Here is a 16,042-nt window from a genome sequence, read left to right as displayed (position 1 = left end):
GCGAATTAGTGCGAGAACATCTGGTCGGGCAGCCAGGTCACCAATTGCGGGAAGGCGACGAAGAGGACCAGGAGGATCAATTCTATCAGCACGAAGGGCAGGATGCCGCGATAGGTATCAGCCAGGGACACCTTGCCCTCCGACGCGCCGACGACGGCAAACAGGTTCATGCCGACTGGAGGGGTGAGGACGGCAATCTCCACCAGTTTGACGACGATGACGCCGAACCAGATGCCATCGAAGCCCAGGGCCAGCATTATGGGATAAGCGAAGGGCAGTGTCATGACCTGCATGGAGAGCGGATCGACGAACATGCCGAGCACCAGATAGATCAGCACCAGGACGACCAGGAACAGTATCGGCGACAAATCGAGGCCGACCAGCAGGTCGGTGGTTGCGGTGACGGTTCCCGATACCAGCAGGAAGCGCGTCAGCAGCAGGCCGCCGATGATCACGATAAACAGGGCGGCCGTCGTCGATGCGCTGCTGCTCAGAGACTCGCCCAGAGTGGCACGAGTCAGCTTCCGGCGAAACAGCGCGATCAGCAGGGCGCCCACCGCGCCGAACGCCCCAGCACCCGAGGGGGTGGTGAAGCCAAGATAGATGCCGCCGATGACCAAAGCGGCGAGCAGGATGGTCGCCCACAATCCGCGGGCGCTTTCGAGGATTTCTCTGGCGCTGGCGCGCGGTTGTGGCGGCGGAGCCAGCTTGGGATTCATCCGCAGCATGACCGAAATGCCGATCATATAAGCTGCCGCCGTGATGACGCCCGGCACAATGCCGGCGATCAGCAGTTCCGCCACCGATTCCCCGGTCATCAGGCCATAGATGACAAAGCTGATCGAGGGCGGAATGAGCGCAGCTATTGTGCCTGCGGCGGCAATGCACCCGGCCGCGAGGGCCTTGTCGTAGCCCAAACGCATCATTTCAGGCAAAGCAATGCGCGTGAACAGGACTGCGTTGACCACGGTCGATCCGGAGATCGCCGCGAAACCGGCAGAGGCCAGCACCGTGGCCTGCAGCAGGGCACCCCGCGTCGAGCCCAGAACGCGATTGCTGAAGGCAAAGAGCTCCTGGGTAATGCCGGATCCCGAAGCCAGTGTTCCCATGAGCACGAACATCGGTATGACGACGAAGCCGTAGTCGGATGCGGTGGCGAATGGCAGGTTGGTGAGCGTGCCGATGGCAAAGGCCGGCCCGCCGATCGTCCACAGGCCAATCAAGGCTACGACAGCCATGGCGATGCCCACCGGCACCCCAATACTGGCCAGCGCGAGCATGGCGACGATAGCCATAGCGCCAATGAGAAGGGGGTCGGTCATGACTGTGGGCCGCCGTGGGGTGTTGAGGTGAAGGCGCGCCAGACCAGTTGTCGTGCAAACTCGAGCGTGGCGATGGCCGCTCCCAAGAGGGCCAGCGTCTTGCCGGGGGCCATGGGGAAGGCGAAGGCACCAAGGGCGGTCTCATTGTAGTGCCATGCGGCCAAGGCGAGCGCGGCAGTATACCAGGTGAGGGCCGCCATGAAGGCGGTACAGATCGCCAGGGTGACGACATCGCTGACCCGACGCAGCAGCGGCGGCATCATCTGGGTGAAGATATCGATGGTGATATTGGCGCCCTGTGCCTGCGCCTGGGCGAGCCCTAGGAATACCACCACGGCGAGAAGCGAGCCGGAAATCTCCACCAATCCGCGGACCGGGACCAGAATGGTGTTGGTCATGACGACGTCGACAAAGCCGATCAGCGCCAGCACCAGGAGCAGGACCGCCCCGGCCAGGAAGGCCCACTGCGTCAGTTGACGCACGGTCCGGTCCGCCAGTTTCAGTAAGATCACCACACCCTCCCGGAGATCAATGCACTGGGTGAGCCGGGGCAACGGCCCCGGCTCACCCCGCCGCAACTAGCGGTTTGCCTTGATGTATTCGGCAATCTCCTGGGCCTCAGCGTCCTTGCCGCTCTCGCCCATCTTGGCCACCCACACCTCAAGCATATCGGGGATGGCCGCCGTCAGCGCGTCCTGCTCCTCGAAGGGCACGACTTCCATGCCGGCGGCAACGATGGCGTCGAGGGCCTTGGCTTCATCTTCGGCGATCAGGGCATTGCCGTAGGCCTCTGCGTCGCGGGCCACCTCGTTGAACAGGGTGCGCACCGACTCGGGCCAGGCATTCCATTTGTCCGCCGAGACGAACAGCGTGTGGGCGTTGATAACCCCGAAGCTGATATCGGTCGCATATTTGGCAACCTGATCAACCTTGAACTGCAGCGCCGAGGAATTGAACATGTAGGTGCAGTCCAGCGCGCCGGTGCTCATGGCCTGGATCATGTCGGTGGGCGGAATATTGACCGGCACGGCCCCCAGCGCCTCGAACATGACAGGCACATAGGCGCCATAGCTGCGGATCTTCTTGTTCTGGAAATCGGCCACGGTCCGCATCGGCGACGAGCAATAGACCCGGTAGTCGGGCAGGTAACGGTATAGGATCGGATGCAGGTTGGCCGCTGCGAATTCCGCCTGGATCGTCGCGTTGTTCTCGAACAGGTCCCGGGTCAGCGTCACCAGCTTGGGGCCATCGGCAAAGGTGCGCGGCAGCGAATTGGTCACGGCGGCGAAGGGCAGGCGGGAGACCTGATTGCCGGTGACGATCAGCGCCAGATCGACGGCACCGCTGCCGGTCAGGTCCACGATCTCGGCTTCGCCGCCCATCGTGTTGGCCCAGAAATGCTGGATCTTGATCTTGCCGCCACTGCGTTTCTCGATCTCAGCTGAGAAGAACAGGTCAATCTTGGATGTGTTGACGACTTCGGGGATGTTCGACGAATAGCGCAAGGTCATCTCAGGATAGTCCTGGGCGACTGCAGGCGAGGCCAGAGCGACAGCGGCAATCGCCATCAACGATTTCCAGATTTTCATGGGTTCCTCCCTAGGGACCGGTTCAGCCAGCGGCGCATCGGACTGGGTCTGTGGCTGTGCCGCCACTTGACCCCGCCCGCCTCGCGGCGGGCATCCATGCGTCGTATGTTTGTCATACAGACTTACGATGTGACGATCAAGAGCCTTGTTGGTGCCTAGAGGTTTGCTGGGGTTTTTGCCAAAGCCGTAAATGCCGCGCCAAAAGCCAGGAAGGCAGGTAGACCGGGGTTGTGTACGGCCAGAGATTGGGCGGAGACACAGACTCAGGTCGACCATCAGCGACCAGTGGCACGAGGCGTCGCACCGGCAGAGTACAGCCACGGCATAGCGTGGGGTTCTAGGATGCCGCGATGCGCGTGGCCAACAAGCGTATCGTCAGTTTAGCGCTGCCAGGGCGGCCTTGGCCGCATTCTCGACATGCTGGATACACAGGCTCCAGGCCCTGTCTTCATCCCGTGCCTCGAGCGCGCTGAGGAATTCTCTAAGCTCGGCGATTGACCGCTCCGCCCGTTCGGCGCTGGAGAGCGAGACGACACGCAATTGCGAGACGCGCGTGTGGATACGCAGCAGCATCGCCGAGGCCGTCTCGTTGCCCGCCCCGTTGAGCAGGATGTCATAGAATTCGGATTTGGCAGCGATGAAGGACTCCGCCGTGAAGTCGGCATAGACGGCCTCAAGCCTGTCGATGCTGCGGCGCAGGGCCTTCAACTCGCGGTCGGTCGCATTGCGGGCAAACAAGCGAGCGGCAAGTCCCTCCAACACAGTGCGGACCTGATAGATGCCCTCGGCTTCCTTGCGGCTGATCACCGAAACGCTGAGGCCCCGGTTTGGCTGCGCTGTGATCAGTCCATCGGCCTGCAATTCTCGCAGCGCTTCACGCAAAGAGGTCCGCGACACCCCCATCATCTCGCACAGTTCGCGTTCGACAAGGCGGGCGCCTGGCTTGAAACGCCCGGTGGCAATGGCGAGGCGCAGCCTCTCGACGACCTGTTCGCGAAGGTTGGGAAGCGATTCCACCCGCATCGAGAGCTGTTCGTTCATTGCTCAGACCTTTCCTGCCGCACCGATTCATGTCCGAAGCGTCGCTTGCAATACGATATTCTTGTATGGCAACGGGCGTCAATACAGCGGCAGGGTGCGGTGTCAGTCAATGCCGCCGAAGCACAGATACTTGGTCTCGAGATAGTCATCCATGCCGTAGCGCGAACCCTCGCGACCCTGGCCCGATTCCTTGATGCCGCCAAAGGGAGCGACTTCGGTGGAGATCAGGCCCTCGTTGATCCCCACCATGCCGACCTCCAGCGCTTCGGCAACGCGCCAGACGCGGCCGATATCGCGCGCGTAGAAGTATCCGGCCAGCCCGACCTCGGTGTCATTGGCGAGGGCGATGGCCTCGGCTTCGGTCTCGAAGCGGAACAGTGGCGCCACCGGCCCAAAGGTCTCCTCCCGCGCGATCAGCATGGCGGGCGTGACATCGGCGAGGATCGTGGGCTCGAAGAAATTGCCGCCAAGTGCATGCCGATGCCCGCCGGTCACGATGCGAGCGCCATTGGCCAGGGCGTCGGCAATGTGTTCCTCGACCTTGAGGACCGCCTTGGTATCGATCAGCGGCCCCTGCTCACTCGGGCCGCCCAGCGCCGGGCCGACGCGGAGCGCCCGAACCGCCACCGCCAACTTTTCCGCAAAGGCCTCATAAACACCCGACTGCACCAGCAGCCTGTTGGCACAGACGCAGGTTTGGCCGCTGTTGCGGTATTTCGAGGCAATGGCGCCCTTGACCGCCTGATCGAGGTCCGCGTCGTCAAAGACGATGAAAGGGGCGTTGCCACCCAGTTCCATGGAGGCGCGTTTGACCGTGTCGGCAGCCTGCTTAAGCAGGATCTTTCCCACAGGCGTCGATCCGGTGAAGGTGATCTTGGCGATGGCGGGATTGGTCGCGAGTTCCGTGCCCACCGCCGAACTGCGGGTCGAGGTCACCACGTTGAAAACACCGGGTGGAATTCCCGCCTCGTGCGCAAGGGCGGCCAGCGCCAGGGCACTCAGGGGTGTCGCCGAGGCAGGCTTGAGCACCATTGTGCAGCCCACTGCCAGCGCTGGACCGGCCTTGCGGGTGATCATCGCGGTGGGGAAGTTCCAGGGCGTGATAGCGCCAACCACGCCGACCGGCTGGCGCAGCACCGCGATTCGCCGGTCTGCGGCGGGTGCGGGAATGAGGTCCCCATAGACCCGCTTCGCTTCCTCGGCGAACCACTCGATAAAGGCAGCGCCATAGGCAATTTCCCCGCGGCTTTCCGCCAGCGGCTTACCCTGCTCGGCGCTCAGCAGGCGGGCCAGGGCCTCCTGGTTCTGCATGATCAGCTCAAACCAGCGCCGCAGGATGAGCGAGCGATCCTTGCCCGTACGAGCGCGCCATCCGGGCAATGCATCACGGGCCGCGAAAATCGCTTCCCGCACTGCTTCGATTTCAAGGTCGGCTACTTCAGCGATCAATGAGCCGTTAGCCGGGTTGGTCACCGCAAACCGGCGATCGGCACCACGCCAGCTGCCATTGATGAAGGCGTCGGTATGGACAAGGTCTAGGCTGGTCATCTTGGCTCCAGTAGTAGGGCTCAGCCCAGGTCTAACGCGGCAAGCGCGGCCCTGGCGCAAGCGATATCGTCATCTTCCGGACCGCCGGAAACACCAATCGCGCCGACAACGTGACCATCGACCCGCACCGGCACGCCCCCGCCCCACGTCAACAGCCTTGGCCGGTTCGAAAGGCCCAACGCCAGCCCAGGGCGTGACAGCATGAGTTCCCCGAAGGCCTCGGTGGGCGCGCCTGTGTTGGCAGAAGTGTGGGCCTTGTCGAGCGCCAGATCGGCAACGGCAGGGTTCGCTCCATCCATGCGGATGAGAACGATCGCGGCGCCCCCGTCATCGACGACTGCTACAGCAACCACCATGGAATTGCTCCTGGCATACGCCAACCCCGCTTGCGCCAGGCGCTCGGCGGTCGCCGTGGTCAACACAGCCTTGTGGCGGATCAGCGCGCTCATGCGGCGACCCGTTGGGGAGCGCGTGGCGGCGGCGCCTTGCCGGTCAGAAGATCGGCGGCCTTTTCAGCAATCATGATGGTTGGCGCATTGGTGTTGCCGCTCGGAATGGCCGGCATGATCGACGCATCAACGACATGTAGGCCCGCGATGCCCCGAACCGCAAGGCCCGGATCAACAACCGCACCGGCGTCGATGCCCATCCGGCACGTTCCGACAGGATGATAGACGGTCTTGCAATAGGACCGGACATAGTCGGCCAAGACAGTGTCACCAGGATCGTCTGCAGGCAGGAGAAGTTCACGCTCGACCATTGCGGCCAGCGCAGGAGCCCGAGCTATCCGGCGCGCAAGTCGAAGCCCCCTGACGAGCGAGGCCACATCCGCTTCGTCACCCAGTGCATTGGCAATGATGCGCATCGGCAGGCGCGGATCAGCCCCGCGCAGCATCACCTGTCCGCGCGACTTCGGTCTGAGGTCGCATGGGCTGATCGTGATCCCGTGGCCGGGCGGCGGCGCCCGTTCGTGGTCGGGCACCATCACCGGAAAGGCATGCAGCTGGATATCGGCGCGACCGTCGCCATCGGTATCGGCAAACGCGCCGGCTTCGCCCACATTGGAGGTGAGCAGGCCGGTGCGAAACAGTGCCCACTGCGCCAGGTGTCGAACCGCGTTGAGGCCCTTGTCCTGCCCGAGCAGGCTGATCGGCCCCCGTGTCGCGTAGTAATTGGGGATCTGGAGATGGTCCTGGTAATTGCGCCCGACACCGGCGAGGTCGTGGACGACGGGAATTCCCCATTCCGCCAGTTGCGCAGCCGGGCCAATGCCGGACAGCAGCAACAGGCGGGGACTACCGATGGCGCCCGCTGACAGGATGACCCCGCGTCGTGCGGTGGCGCCACGCAATGTGCCGCCGCGTCGCCAGAAGACGCCGTTTGCCCGCCCGTCGGCGACAGCGATCCGCTCTACGTCTGCGTTCAGCTCGAGGGCCAGGTTCTGCCTTGCGCGGAGCGCCGGTCGCAGGAAGGCCGCAGCGGTGCTCTCGCGTTCCCCGTCCCGTTGGGTGACCTGAAAAAAGCCGACCCCGAGTTGGCTGGCCCCGTTGAAATCGTGATTGTAGGCCAGTCCTGCCTGTTGGGCCGCCCGCACGAATCCGGTGCTGACGGCATGGCGATGCGGCACGTCGGTGACACCGAGCGGTCCGTCGACACCATGGAAGCTGTCGGCTAGACGCACATTCTGTTCGGAGCGCCGGAAATATGGCAGCACCTCGTCATAGCTCCAGCCAGTACAGCCGGCCGCGCTCCAGTCGTCATAGTCGCGGGCATCACCGCGGACATAGATCATGCCATTGATGGCGCTGCCACCGCCCGGCATGCGGCCCTGCGGCACATGGATTCGCCGGCCGGCGGCAGCCGGCTCGGGGTCCGAAACGTAGGGAAAGGTTCGGTCTGTTCCAAACAGGCCAACAAACGCGCCGGGAGCACGGCTATGGATGACTCGCTCGTCCGGCCCGGCCTCCAGCACCAGTACTCTCAGTTGCGGATCGGCGGACAGTCGATTGGCCACCACTGAGCCGGCGGAGCCGGCGCCGATGATGATATAGTCGAACTCTGCTTCAGCAGCGGTCATGCCGTTCCACCGCTGATCAACGCCGCGGCCTTTTCACCGATCATGATGCTTGCCGCATTGGTGTTGCCACTGATGATGCGCGGCATGATCGAGGCGTCGGCAATGCGCAGCCCGGCAAGTCCGTGCAGTCGCAACTGTTCATCGACCACGGCGTCTGGGCCATGCCCCATTGCGCATGTGCCTACGGGATGAAAGGTCGTGCCACCGGCCCGGCTCAGCCAATGCCGGAAATCTACGTCGCTTGCCACCTCGGGCCCGGGCGCAATTTCTCGACCGCGATAGCGGTCGAACGCCCTCTGTTCCACCACGCGGCGCATCGCCCGAAGTCCTTGGATGGTGGTTTGAACATCGCGGTCGGCTGCGAGGTAATTGGCCGTCATCAAGGGCGCATCATGCGGATCGGCCGAGCGCAGGCGAACCTGGCCGCGGCTATCGGGCCGAAGCTGTGACACCCTGATCGTGAAGCCATGCTTGGTTTCGGGTCGCGGCGGCGAGAATGCGTGCAGCTGCGCCGTATCCTCGCGGCCATGCATGAAGTGAACCTGGATATCCGGGTTGGATTCCCTGGGATCGACCTTGATGAAGGCACCACCCTCGTAGGGGAAGACCGTGGCCGGTCCGGCGCCAAACACCATGCCGCGCAGCACGGCCAGCACCGCGCGGTCGAAGCGCAACTGGCTGTAAAGTGAGACGGGCTCGCGGGATTCATAGACCAGGGCACAATCGAAATGGTCCTGGAGGTTGCGACCAACACCGGGCAGATCAAGCACCGGCTCGATACCGATATTCTTCAACTCGCGAGAATCGCCAATGCCGGAGAGCATGAGAATCTGTGGGGAGTTGATCGCGCCGGCCGATAGAACGACCTCACGCGCTGCATCAGCCCGGCAGATTTGCCCGCCGCGTTCATACTCCACGCCGCTCACCCTGCCGTCTTCAACGATCAGGCGCCGCACCAAAGCATGTGTGGCGAGTTTGAGGTTCTTCCGCCCCAGCGACGGCCGGACATAGGCGCGAGCAGTACCGCAGCGGCGCCCGTTCTTGATGGTGAAATCATAAAGGCCGAACCCTTCCTGCGTTGGCCCGTTGAAGTCATCATTTGTCGGATATCCTGCCTGCGCGCCGGCGCCTACGAAAGCCTCGGCGAGTGGATGACCACCGGTAGCGCGGCGAACATGCAGCGGCCCCGATGTGCCATGCCACGGGTCACGTCTGTGCTCGTGGCCCTCCGCCTTGCGGAAGAATGGTAGAACCTCATTCCACGACCAGCCCTTGAGACCCCAACCGTCATAGTCGGACGGTACGCCTCGGATGTAGACCATGCCGTTGAGCGTGGAGGTTCCACCAATCACCTTGCCGCGTGGCCAGGCAATGCGGCGTCCATCCAGATGGGGCTCGGGCTCTGTCGCATAGCCCCAGTTGTAGATGCCTGACTTGATGAAGGCGCCCATCAGCAGCGGCAGACGAAATCCGGGATGCCGATCCATGCCGCCCGCCTCGAGCAGAAGCACGCGGTGGGCGCTGTTCTCGCTCAGCCGGGCGGCTACGGCAGCGCCAGCCGAGCCAGCGCCGATCACCACATAGTCGAACCTGTCGACTTCGCTGGCCGCGCTCAATTGTAGACACCGCCGTCGATGGAGAGGGCCTGCGCGGTGACGTAGCCGGACTCGTCAGACAGCAGGTAGGTGTAGAGTGGTGCAACCTCTTCGGGCGTCGCCTGGCGACCGAGCGGCACCATGGCCTTGACGATCCTGGCCTGCTCTTCGCGCCCGCCCATGAAGTTGATGGCGGGATTGTTGAACGGCGTGTCGATGAAGCCCGGGCATACCGAATTGACCCGGATCTTGTGCGGGGCCAGCTCCAGCGCCGCTGCCGTGGTGAAGGCCATGACGGCGCCCTTGGTCGCCGCATAGCCGCCAATGCCAGGGCCGCCACGCTTGGCTGCCAGCGAGGCGGTATTGACGATGGACCCGCCGCCAGCGGATTTGAGGTGCGGAATGGCTTCGCGGACGGCGAGGAATACGCCCCGGGCGTTGACCGTCATCATCCGGTCCCAGTCGCCTGATGTCAGCGATTCCAGCGGACCGGCGCGCATCAGGCCGGCATTGTTGACCAGGCCATCGAGGCCGCCCAGTTGCGCGGCGGCCCCGGCGACAGTCAACATGACACTGGCTTCATCGCCAACGTCGCATTGGCGAAAACTGCAATCGCCGCCCGTTTGCCGCGCGGCGGTCTCACCGGCCTCCTGCGCCAGATCGGCAATCACGACCCGTGCCCCTTCGGCCACCGCCGCCTGGGCGACGGCCAGGCCGATGCCGCTGGCGGCGCCGATGACCAGAATGCGCTTGCCAGCGAGCCTGCCGGTCATGGTGAACTCCTGTGATTGGTGGGGCCGAGCCGGCGGGTGCCGAACAGTTCAAAACCTAGGCGGGAGCGGAGGACGCCCCAGATGCCCTTGGGTGCCACCAGCATGGTGACGACGGCGGCCGCCCCCAGCAGCATGAGGTAGAGATTGCCGGTGCCGGCGAACCAGGCGCGGAACAGGAAATAGATGGTGGTGCCGATGATCGGTCCCTCGATGGTGCCGACGCCGCCAATGATGACGATGAACAGCATGATGACCATCCAGTTCGGGTCGAAGGCGCCGCCGGGCTCCACGTGAAAGACCGACATGTAGTAGGTGGCGCCCGCGATACCGGCGAGGCCCGAGCCCAGCACGAAGCCGAAGAACCGGGTCCACCACACATTGATACCAACAGCGGCCGCGGAACCCTCGTTGTCGCGCACCGCCGCAAGGGCCAGTCCCATGCGGCTGCGGGACAGGGCGTAGAGGCCAAAGACCGAAATCAGTGCCAGGGCTGCGACGAAGTAGAATGTGGTGTTGGCCACCACGGTGCGATCCATGCCGCGCGTCGCCACCAGCGGCAGGCCGCTGACCGAGCCCAGCCAGTCTTTCTGCGAAATGAACATGCGGACCACTTCCGCGATCACCCAGATGCTGATGGCAAAATAGGCATCGCGCAGGCGGAAGACGAACGGCGCACAGACCGCTGCGAAGGCGGCGCAGAAGACGAATGAAAGCGGCAGCAGCAGGAAAGGGTTGATGCCGGCCTTGCCCGATATCAGGAAGACGAAATAAGCGCCCAGTCCGATGAAGAGCTGCTGCCCGAACGACATCAACCCGACATAGCCGGCCAGAAAATTCCAGCTTTGCGCAAAGGTGAAGACGGCAAAGATCTCGATCATCAGCCTCAGGTCACCTTCGCGGACGACGAAGGGGGCCAGAGCAAGACAGATGGTCGAAAGAGCGGCGGCAGCGGCCACCAGTGCGGGTTTGGGCGAAGAGATTGAGGCTCGTGTCATTTCCGGAACACCGCGTTGCGAAATGCCCCGGCCAGGCCGTTTGGCGACAGGATTAGGATGATGAAGAAGACGATGTGGCCGTACATCAGCCCCGAAGTCGGATCGAGCTTGAGGGCGATCAACTGGGTCACGCCCAGGACCATGCCGCCCAGGAACATACCCCAGAACGATCCGAGCCCCCCGATGACCACAACCTCGAAGGCGATGAGCAGGCGATCGGAGCCCGAATAGGGCGTGAACGAGCCGCGCATGGCCAGCAGCACGCCAGCCACGGCTGACAGGGCCATGGCGAGGCCCATGGCCACGGCGTAGACCTTGCGGTAGTTGACTCCCTGGAGCTGCACGATCTGATAGTCATCGGCCGTGGCCCGGATCAGGCGACCAAGCCGGGACCGGTGCAGCCAGAGGTGCAGCGCGGCGAACAGGACAATGGCGATCACCAGGACCAGCGCGGGCAATACCCCCAGCCGCAGGCCCAGGAAATCGAAACCCCAGAAGCGCATCTCGCCCACATCGATCGACTGGCTGTTGGCGCCGAAGCCGGCAACCATGCCGTTGCGCAGCACGATGGCCAAGCCGAAGGTGAGCAGGATCTGCGGGATCTGGTCGTGCCCCAGCACCCGGTTGACCAGCAGCCATTGCAGCGCCATGCCGATCAGGAAGGCCACCACCGCGACCGGGATGATCACGAGGATCGGGTGTACCGGCGTCCAGGGATAGAGGAACAGCCCGATGAAGGCGGCCGCGACGATGAAATCGCCCTGCGCCACGTTCACCACCCGCATCACGCCGAAGGCGAAGCCCAGTCCCAGTCCGATCAGGGCATAGAGGCCGCCAAGGAAGATGCCGTTCGCAATGGTTTCGAGCCAGATCATGTCCGGACCTCCGTGCCGAAATAGGCCGCTGTGATTTCGGCTCTGGTCAGATCCTGCGGGCGCCCTTCGAGGCTGATCCGGCCTTCGAGCATGCAATAGACGTATCCGGAGGCCGCGCAGGCCTGCACCACGTTCTGCTCGATCAGCACCACCGAGACGCCGCTGGCGGTGATCGCGTCAAAGCAGCGGTAGATATCGCCGATGACCTTGGGAGCGAGCCCCAGGGAGATCTCGTCGCAGAGCAGCACGCGCGGATTGGTCATCAACGCCCGGCCGATCGACACCATCTGCTGTTGGCCGCCCGACAGGCTGCCGGCAACCATGCTGCGCAGCTCACCCAAGCGCGGGAACAGTTGGTAAATCGCCTCGATGGTCCAGGGCCCCGGCCGCTCGGCCGCGAGGCCGACCATGAGGTTGTCCTCGACGGTCAGCGTGCCAAACAGCCGCCGGCCTTCGGGGACCATGGTGATCCCTGCCCGGGCGATACGGTCGGTCCGCAGGTGGGTTATGTCCTGCCCGTCGAAACGGACCGTGCCACGCTTCTGGCTGTTCAGCCCGACAATGGCATTGAGCAGGGTGGACTTGCCGGCGCCATTGGCGCCGATGATGGCAATGGTCTGGCCGGCCTCCAGCTCGAGGGACGCGCCGCGCACCGCTTGGAAGTCGCCATAGGAGACTTCGAGATTTTCAACCGACAGCAGCGACATCCATCACGGCTCCCATATAGACTTCCTGGACGGCGGCATCGGCCATGACGGCTGCCGGCGTACCCTCGGCGATCTTCTTGCCGAAGTTGATGGCGACGACATTGTCGGCCACCGCCGATACGGCATGGGTCACATGCTCGATCCAGACGATGGCCAGTGTCGGCTTGATGGCGGCGATCAGATCGACCAGCACGTTCACCTCGGCCTCGGTCAGGCCACCGGCAATTTCGTCAAGCAGCAGCAGGCGCGGCGACAAGGCCAGCGCCCGCGCCAGTTCCAGCCGCTTGCGGTCGAGCAAGGGCAGTGCGCCTGCCGGCATGTCGGACCGTTTGCTCAGCCCGGTGCGATCGAGAATGCTTGCGGCGTGGTCGGCGGCGTCCTGACCACGGCGGCCACCACCAAAGCTGGCGGCGGTCAACACGTTTTCGAAGGCGGTCAGCTGGCCGAAAGGCTGCGGCACCTGGTAGGTGCGGCCAATCCCCAGCCGGGTGCGTTCATGCTGCGCCTTGGTGGTCACATCTGCGCCGTTGAGCAGGATGTGGCCACTCTGGGCACGGATCACCCCGGCCAGCATGTTGAAGACCGAAGTCTTGCCGGCGCCGTTAGGCCCGATAATGCCCAGGCATTGGCCGTGATCGACGCTGAAGGACAGTTCATCGGCGACGACGATCTGTCCGAAACGCCTTGAAAGGCGGTCGGCCTGCAATACGGGGGGCATTGGTGTCTCCTGCTCATCAATTCGGCCGGGGGCCCGTTGGGTCCCCGGCCGTCAGGCCAGTATGCGCCCGGTCAGCGGAAGGCGGAGAGGGGGAGGAACTCCTTCTGCACCGGGACCTCCGGGGCCGTGACATTGTTGGTCACATAAAGCTCATAGGGGAACTTGCTGCCCTCGGGGTTGGCATGCCACTGGCCCATGGTGACCCAGGTGTTGGCCACCGACTTCATTGTCGAGTTCTTGAAATCGACCTTGCCGATGATGGTGTCGAGTTCGAGCCCGGCAATGGCGTCGCGAACCGCCGCGCGATCCTTGGGATCGCCCGATGCCTTGAGGGCGGCCAGGGCAACTTCCCAGATGGCATGGTGGTAGCCCATAGGCTGCGCCCACTGACGTCCCGTGGCCTCTTCATAAGCCCCGCAGAAGGCGTCGGCGGTTTCCCCGGTCAGGCTCGACTTGAACGGCAACTGGCGGTTGAACCAGATTTCGGTCGACATGCCCGCGCCCCGGTCGCCGAGCACTTCGACGCCCGACGGGAAGACGAATGCGGCTGCAATCGTGACCGCGTCCAGCTCGAGCCCGGCCTGCAGGGCCTGGCCATAGAAAGTCGCAAGGTGCTGCGGAAAGACCAGGCCGGTGACGATCTTGGCGCCACCGTCGCGGAAAGCGGCGACCTGGTTGGAGAAATCGTCCACCTGTTCCTTGAACAGACCGCCGGGGACTTCGGTATAGCCACCGGCCTTGAGCGAGTCGGTCATGCCGGCGGAGAAGCCGCGGCCGAAGTCGTTGTCCTCGTAGAAGGTGCCAACCACCTTGTCGATGCCCGAAGCATCCCACATGCCGACATAGTTCTTGATGATGTCGCCGCCGCTCCAGAAGAACAGGAAGCTCCAAGGATAGCCCGTTTCGGGGTTGGAGCCACGTGCTGCATAGAAGGGTTCCCACTGCAGGATGGTCGAAATGGCGGGCGTGCCGTTCTGGTCGCAGATTTCCAGGGCCGGCGCCGCCAGGCCGTCGGCAACCAGCAGCAGATCGACATTTTCGCGCAGCACCAGCTCGTTGCCCAGGCTGCCCATGCGGTTGGGGTCGGACTGGCTGTCGCGGCGCAGGATTTCTACATTATAGGTCTTGCCGCCGATTTCGATGCCGTCGGCCAGCAGGGCTTCCATCTGGTCGACCACCCAGGGTGCGGTCTCGCCGAAGTTGGCGCGAATGCCGGTGAACTGGTCGATATAGCCGATACGGATCGTATCGTTGTCCTGGGCGCGGGCAATGTGCGGCATGCCGATCGCGGCAGCGGCGCCGCCGTAGGCCAGCCCCTTGATGACTTGACGGCGACTGGCAACAGGCCCGCCGGACTTGATTGTGCTCATGATATTCCTCCCTCGTTGGATCGTGCGCTACGCATCGTCCTTCAGTCAGTTTGTATGACAGTCTACAAGTACGTCAATATGTCATTACTCTTCGATATCCACCACTTCGGCGGCTGGCTCCATGACACCCATCTCCACGAGCACCTCATTGGCAGCCTTGAAGGCGTCCAATCCGGCCGGAATGCCGCAATAGATGGTGGCATGCAGCAGGGTTTCGCGGATCTCCTCGACCGTGACGCCATTGTTGATCGCCCCGCGCACATGCAGCCGGATCTCGGCGGCCCGATTGAGCGCGGTCAGCATGGCCAGGTTGAGCATGCTGCGCGTCTTGAGATCGAGCGTGTCGCGCGTCCAGGCATAGCCCCAGCACCACTCTGTCGTGACCCGCTGAAAGGCCATCATGAAGTCGTTGGCATTGGCCATGGAGCGATCAACATATTCAGGTCCCAGCACCTGACGGCGGAGCGCCAGACCACGCCGGAACATTTCGTCCAGTTCGTTTGGTTCAGTCGTCATGACGATCATTGCCTTGCTGTAGATGACTGGTTGAGTTTGGGGCGGGACGATCGTCCCTTCGATTTGCCATCACGCGCCTCACATGGACTTGACTGTTATGCCGCCATCGACATGCAACACTTCGCCGGTGATGAAGGCGGCGTCCGGCCCGCACAGAAATGCGATGGCCGCGGCAATCTCGGATTCCTCGCCCAGCCGGCCTAAGGGCGTCTGGGCGCGGCGCTTGGCGTAGCCGGCCTCGTCGACGATGGCACGCGCGCCCGGTGTCGGCACGGCGCCGGGAGCCACCGCATTGACGCGAATGCCCTGCGGCCCCAGCTCGACTGCCATTTGCCGGGTCAAGGCAACGATGGCGCCCTTCACGGCGGTGTAGGCGACGGTATTGGCCATGCCGAGATCGGCGACGGGTGAGGCGAGATTGACCACGCATGCCGCCCCTGGCCCACGATGCGCCAGCAGGGCCTGCACGCCCCAGATCGGGCCCTTGACCCCAACAGCCAGCATGCGGTCGAGATCATCCTCAGCAAGATGTTCAATGGGACCGTAGCGGATCCACATGGCGTCATTGACGATACCGGTGAGCGGGCCGAACGCGCTGCTCAGGTGCGCAGCAGCAGACAGCATGGCTGCCCGATCGGCCACGTCGGTGGTCAGCGCCAAGGCGCGTCCGCCGGCCTCGTGGATACTTGCCACGGTTTCAGCAGCGAGGTCCGAAGAGATGTCGAGCACACCGACCGATACGCCGTTGCGCGCCAGGCGCTCTGCGGCTGCCCGGCCGATGCCCCTGCCTGCCCCGGTAACCAGGATGACCTGGCGTTGTGTTCCCTCGTCCAACGCACTCACTCCTTTGTATACCGTACGTTTGTATGACAATCTTGGACGCTTGGCAACCCCATTTGGTTGCTGAGGTGCTGCT

Annotated in this window: 16 protein-coding genes; all 16 read right to left on the bottom strand. The window is 63.6% G+C overall.

The genetic code is table 11. From position 1 onward, the window contains the following. Positions 1-5: 5 nt before the first annotated feature. Positions 6-1,322, bottom strand: coding sequence for a TRAP transporter large permease (locus IH615_RS13560; protein WP_291362408.1), 1,317 nt, complete (start codon positions 1,320-1,322; stop codon positions 6-8). Further along, the gene (locus tag IH615_RS13555) at positions 1,319-1,834 is read right to left on the bottom strand and encodes a TRAP transporter small permease (protein ID WP_291362407.1); all 516 of its coding nucleotides are present in this window, start codon (positions 1,832-1,834) and stop codon (positions 1,319-1,321) included. Before IH615_RS13555 ends, IH615_RS13560 begins: the two co-directional genes overlap by 4 nt. A gap of 66 nt (positions 1,835-1,900) precedes the next feature. Further along, positions 1,901-2,911 (bottom strand): TRAP transporter substrate-binding protein DctP, encoded by a 1,011-nt coding sequence (dctP, locus tag IH615_RS13550; RefSeq protein WP_291362406.1) that lies wholly within the window; start codon positions 2,909-2,911, stop codon positions 1,901-1,903. 375 nt (positions 2,912-3,286) lie between these two features. After that, on the bottom strand, positions 3,287-3,952 hold the full coding sequence (locus tag IH615_RS13545) for a GntR family transcriptional regulator (RefSeq protein WP_291362405.1): 666 nt from the start codon (positions 3,950-3,952) through the stop codon (positions 3,287-3,289). Positions 3,953-4,054: 102 nt separating this feature from the next. Further along, positions 4,055-5,500, bottom strand: coding sequence for an NAD-dependent succinate-semialdehyde dehydrogenase (locus tag IH615_RS13540; RefSeq protein WP_291362404.1), 1,446 nt, complete (start codon positions 5,498-5,500; stop codon positions 4,055-4,057). A 20-nt stretch (positions 5,501-5,520) separates the two neighbouring features. Further along, on the bottom strand, positions 5,521-5,949 hold the full coding sequence (locus IH615_RS13535) for a heme-binding protein (protein ID WP_291362403.1): 429 nt from the start codon (positions 5,947-5,949) through the stop codon (positions 5,521-5,523). Continuing rightward, positions 5,946-7,577: a GMC family oxidoreductase N-terminal domain-containing protein gene (locus IH615_RS13530; protein ID WP_291362402.1), complete on the bottom strand. Its 1,632-nt coding sequence runs from the start codon at positions 7,575-7,577 to the stop codon at positions 5,946-5,948. The genes IH615_RS13535 and IH615_RS13530 overlap by 4 nt, the downstream gene beginning before the upstream one ends. Further along, positions 7,574-9,193, bottom strand: coding sequence for a choline dehydrogenase (locus IH615_RS13525; RefSeq protein WP_291362401.1), 1,620 nt, complete (start codon positions 9,191-9,193; stop codon positions 7,574-7,576). Before IH615_RS13525 ends, IH615_RS13530 begins: the two co-directional genes overlap by 4 nt. Continuing rightward, on the bottom strand, positions 9,190-9,945 hold the full coding sequence (locus IH615_RS13520) for an SDR family NAD(P)-dependent oxidoreductase (protein ID WP_291362400.1): 756 nt from the start codon (positions 9,943-9,945) through the stop codon (positions 9,190-9,192). The genes IH615_RS13525 and IH615_RS13520 overlap by 4 nt, the downstream gene beginning before the upstream one ends. Next, positions 9,942-10,940 carry a branched-chain amino acid ABC transporter permease gene (locus tag IH615_RS13515; RefSeq protein WP_291362399.1) on the bottom strand — a complete coding sequence of 333 codons (999 nt, stop codon included), beginning with the start codon at positions 10,938-10,940 and terminating at the stop codon, positions 9,942-9,944. The genes IH615_RS13520 and IH615_RS13515 overlap by 4 nt, the downstream gene beginning before the upstream one ends. After that, entirely contained in the window at positions 10,937-11,815 is an 879-nt protein-coding gene (locus tag IH615_RS13510) for a branched-chain amino acid ABC transporter permease (RefSeq protein ID WP_291362398.1), read from the bottom strand. Before IH615_RS13510 ends, IH615_RS13515 begins: the two co-directional genes overlap by 4 nt. After that, the gene (locus tag IH615_RS13505) at positions 11,812-12,522 is read right to left on the bottom strand and encodes an ABC transporter ATP-binding protein (protein ID WP_291362397.1); all 711 of its coding nucleotides are present in this window, start codon (positions 12,520-12,522) and stop codon (positions 11,812-11,814) included. Before IH615_RS13505 ends, IH615_RS13510 begins: the two co-directional genes overlap by 4 nt. Beyond that, positions 12,503-13,240, bottom strand: a complete 738-nt coding sequence (locus IH615_RS13500; RefSeq protein WP_291362396.1) for an ATP-binding cassette domain-containing protein — start codon at positions 13,238-13,240, stop codon at positions 12,503-12,505. Before IH615_RS13500 ends, IH615_RS13505 begins: the two co-directional genes overlap by 20 nt. A 71-nt stretch (positions 13,241-13,311) precedes the next feature. Further along, positions 13,312-14,610: an ABC transporter substrate-binding protein gene (locus IH615_RS13495; protein ID WP_291362395.1), complete on the bottom strand. Its 1,299-nt coding sequence runs from the start codon at positions 14,608-14,610 to the stop codon at positions 13,312-13,314. 84 nt (positions 14,611-14,694) lie between these two features. Next, positions 14,695-15,126 carry a carboxymuconolactone decarboxylase family protein gene (locus IH615_RS13490; RefSeq protein ID WP_291362394.1) on the bottom strand — a complete coding sequence of 144 codons (432 nt, stop codon included), beginning with the start codon at positions 15,124-15,126 and terminating at the stop codon, positions 14,695-14,697. Between the two features lie 78 nt (positions 15,127-15,204). After that, complete coding sequence (locus IH615_RS13485; protein ID WP_291362393.1) at positions 15,205-15,960, bottom strand: SDR family NAD(P)-dependent oxidoreductase; 756 nt, start codon at positions 15,958-15,960, stop codon at positions 15,205-15,207. Positions 15,961-16,042 lie beyond the last annotated feature (82 nt).

Source organism: Devosia sp. (assembly GCF_014860165.1).
In the GTDB taxonomy this organism is placed as follows: domain Bacteria; phylum Pseudomonadota; class Alphaproteobacteria; order Rhizobiales; family Devosiaceae; genus Devosia.
The sequence above is the reverse complement of the archived record's forward strand: the minus strand, read 5'-3'. Positions and strand labels throughout refer to the sequence as shown.

Bases quoted from the DNA above. Each gene is read 5' to 3' on its own strand.
- dctP (WP_291362406.1), bottom strand. From the start codon at position 2,911: ATGAAAATCTGGAAATCGTTGATGGCGATTGCCGCTGTCGCTCTGGCC.
- IH615_RS13505 (WP_291362397.1), bottom strand. From the start codon at position 12,522: ATGTCGCTGCTGTCGGTTGAAAATCTCGAAGTCTCCTATGGCGACTTC.
- IH615_RS13560 (WP_291362408.1), bottom strand. From the start codon at position 1,322: ATGACCGACCCCCTTCTCATTGGCGCTATGGCTATCGTCGCCATGCTC.
- IH615_RS13500 (WP_291362396.1), bottom strand. From the start codon at position 13,240: ATGCCCCCCGTATTGCAGGCCGACCGCCTTTCAAGGCGTTTCGGACAG.
- IH615_RS13535 (WP_291362403.1), bottom strand. From the start codon at position 5,949: ATGAGCGCGCTGATCCGCCACAAGGCTGTGTTGACCACGGCGACCGCC.
- IH615_RS13520 (WP_291362400.1), bottom strand. From the start codon at position 9,945: ATGACCGGCAGGCTCGCTGGCAAGCGCATTCTGGTCATCGGCGCCGCC.
- IH615_RS13490 (WP_291362394.1), bottom strand. From the start codon at position 15,126: ATGACGACTGAACCAAACGAACTGGACGAAATGTTCCGGCGTGGTCTG.
- IH615_RS13545 (WP_291362405.1), bottom strand. From the start codon at position 3,952: ATGAACGAACAGCTCTCGATGCGGGTGGAATCGCTTCCCAACCTTCGC.
- IH615_RS13515 (WP_291362399.1), bottom strand. From the start codon at position 10,940: ATGACACGAGCCTCAATCTCTTCGCCCAAACCCGCACTGGTGGCCGCT.
- IH615_RS13540 (WP_291362404.1), bottom strand. From the start codon at position 5,500: ATGACCAGCCTAGACCTTGTCCATACCGACGCCTTCATCAATGGCAGC.
- IH615_RS13510 (WP_291362398.1), bottom strand. From the start codon at position 11,815: ATGATCTGGCTCGAAACCATTGCGAACGGCATCTTCCTTGGCGGCCTC.
- IH615_RS13530 (WP_291362402.1), bottom strand. From the start codon at position 7,577: ATGACCGCTGCTGAAGCAGAGTTCGACTATATCATCATCGGCGCCGGC.
- IH615_RS13495 (WP_291362395.1), bottom strand. From the start codon at position 14,610: ATGAGCACAATCAAGTCCGGCGGGCCTGTTGCCAGTCGCCGTCAAGTC.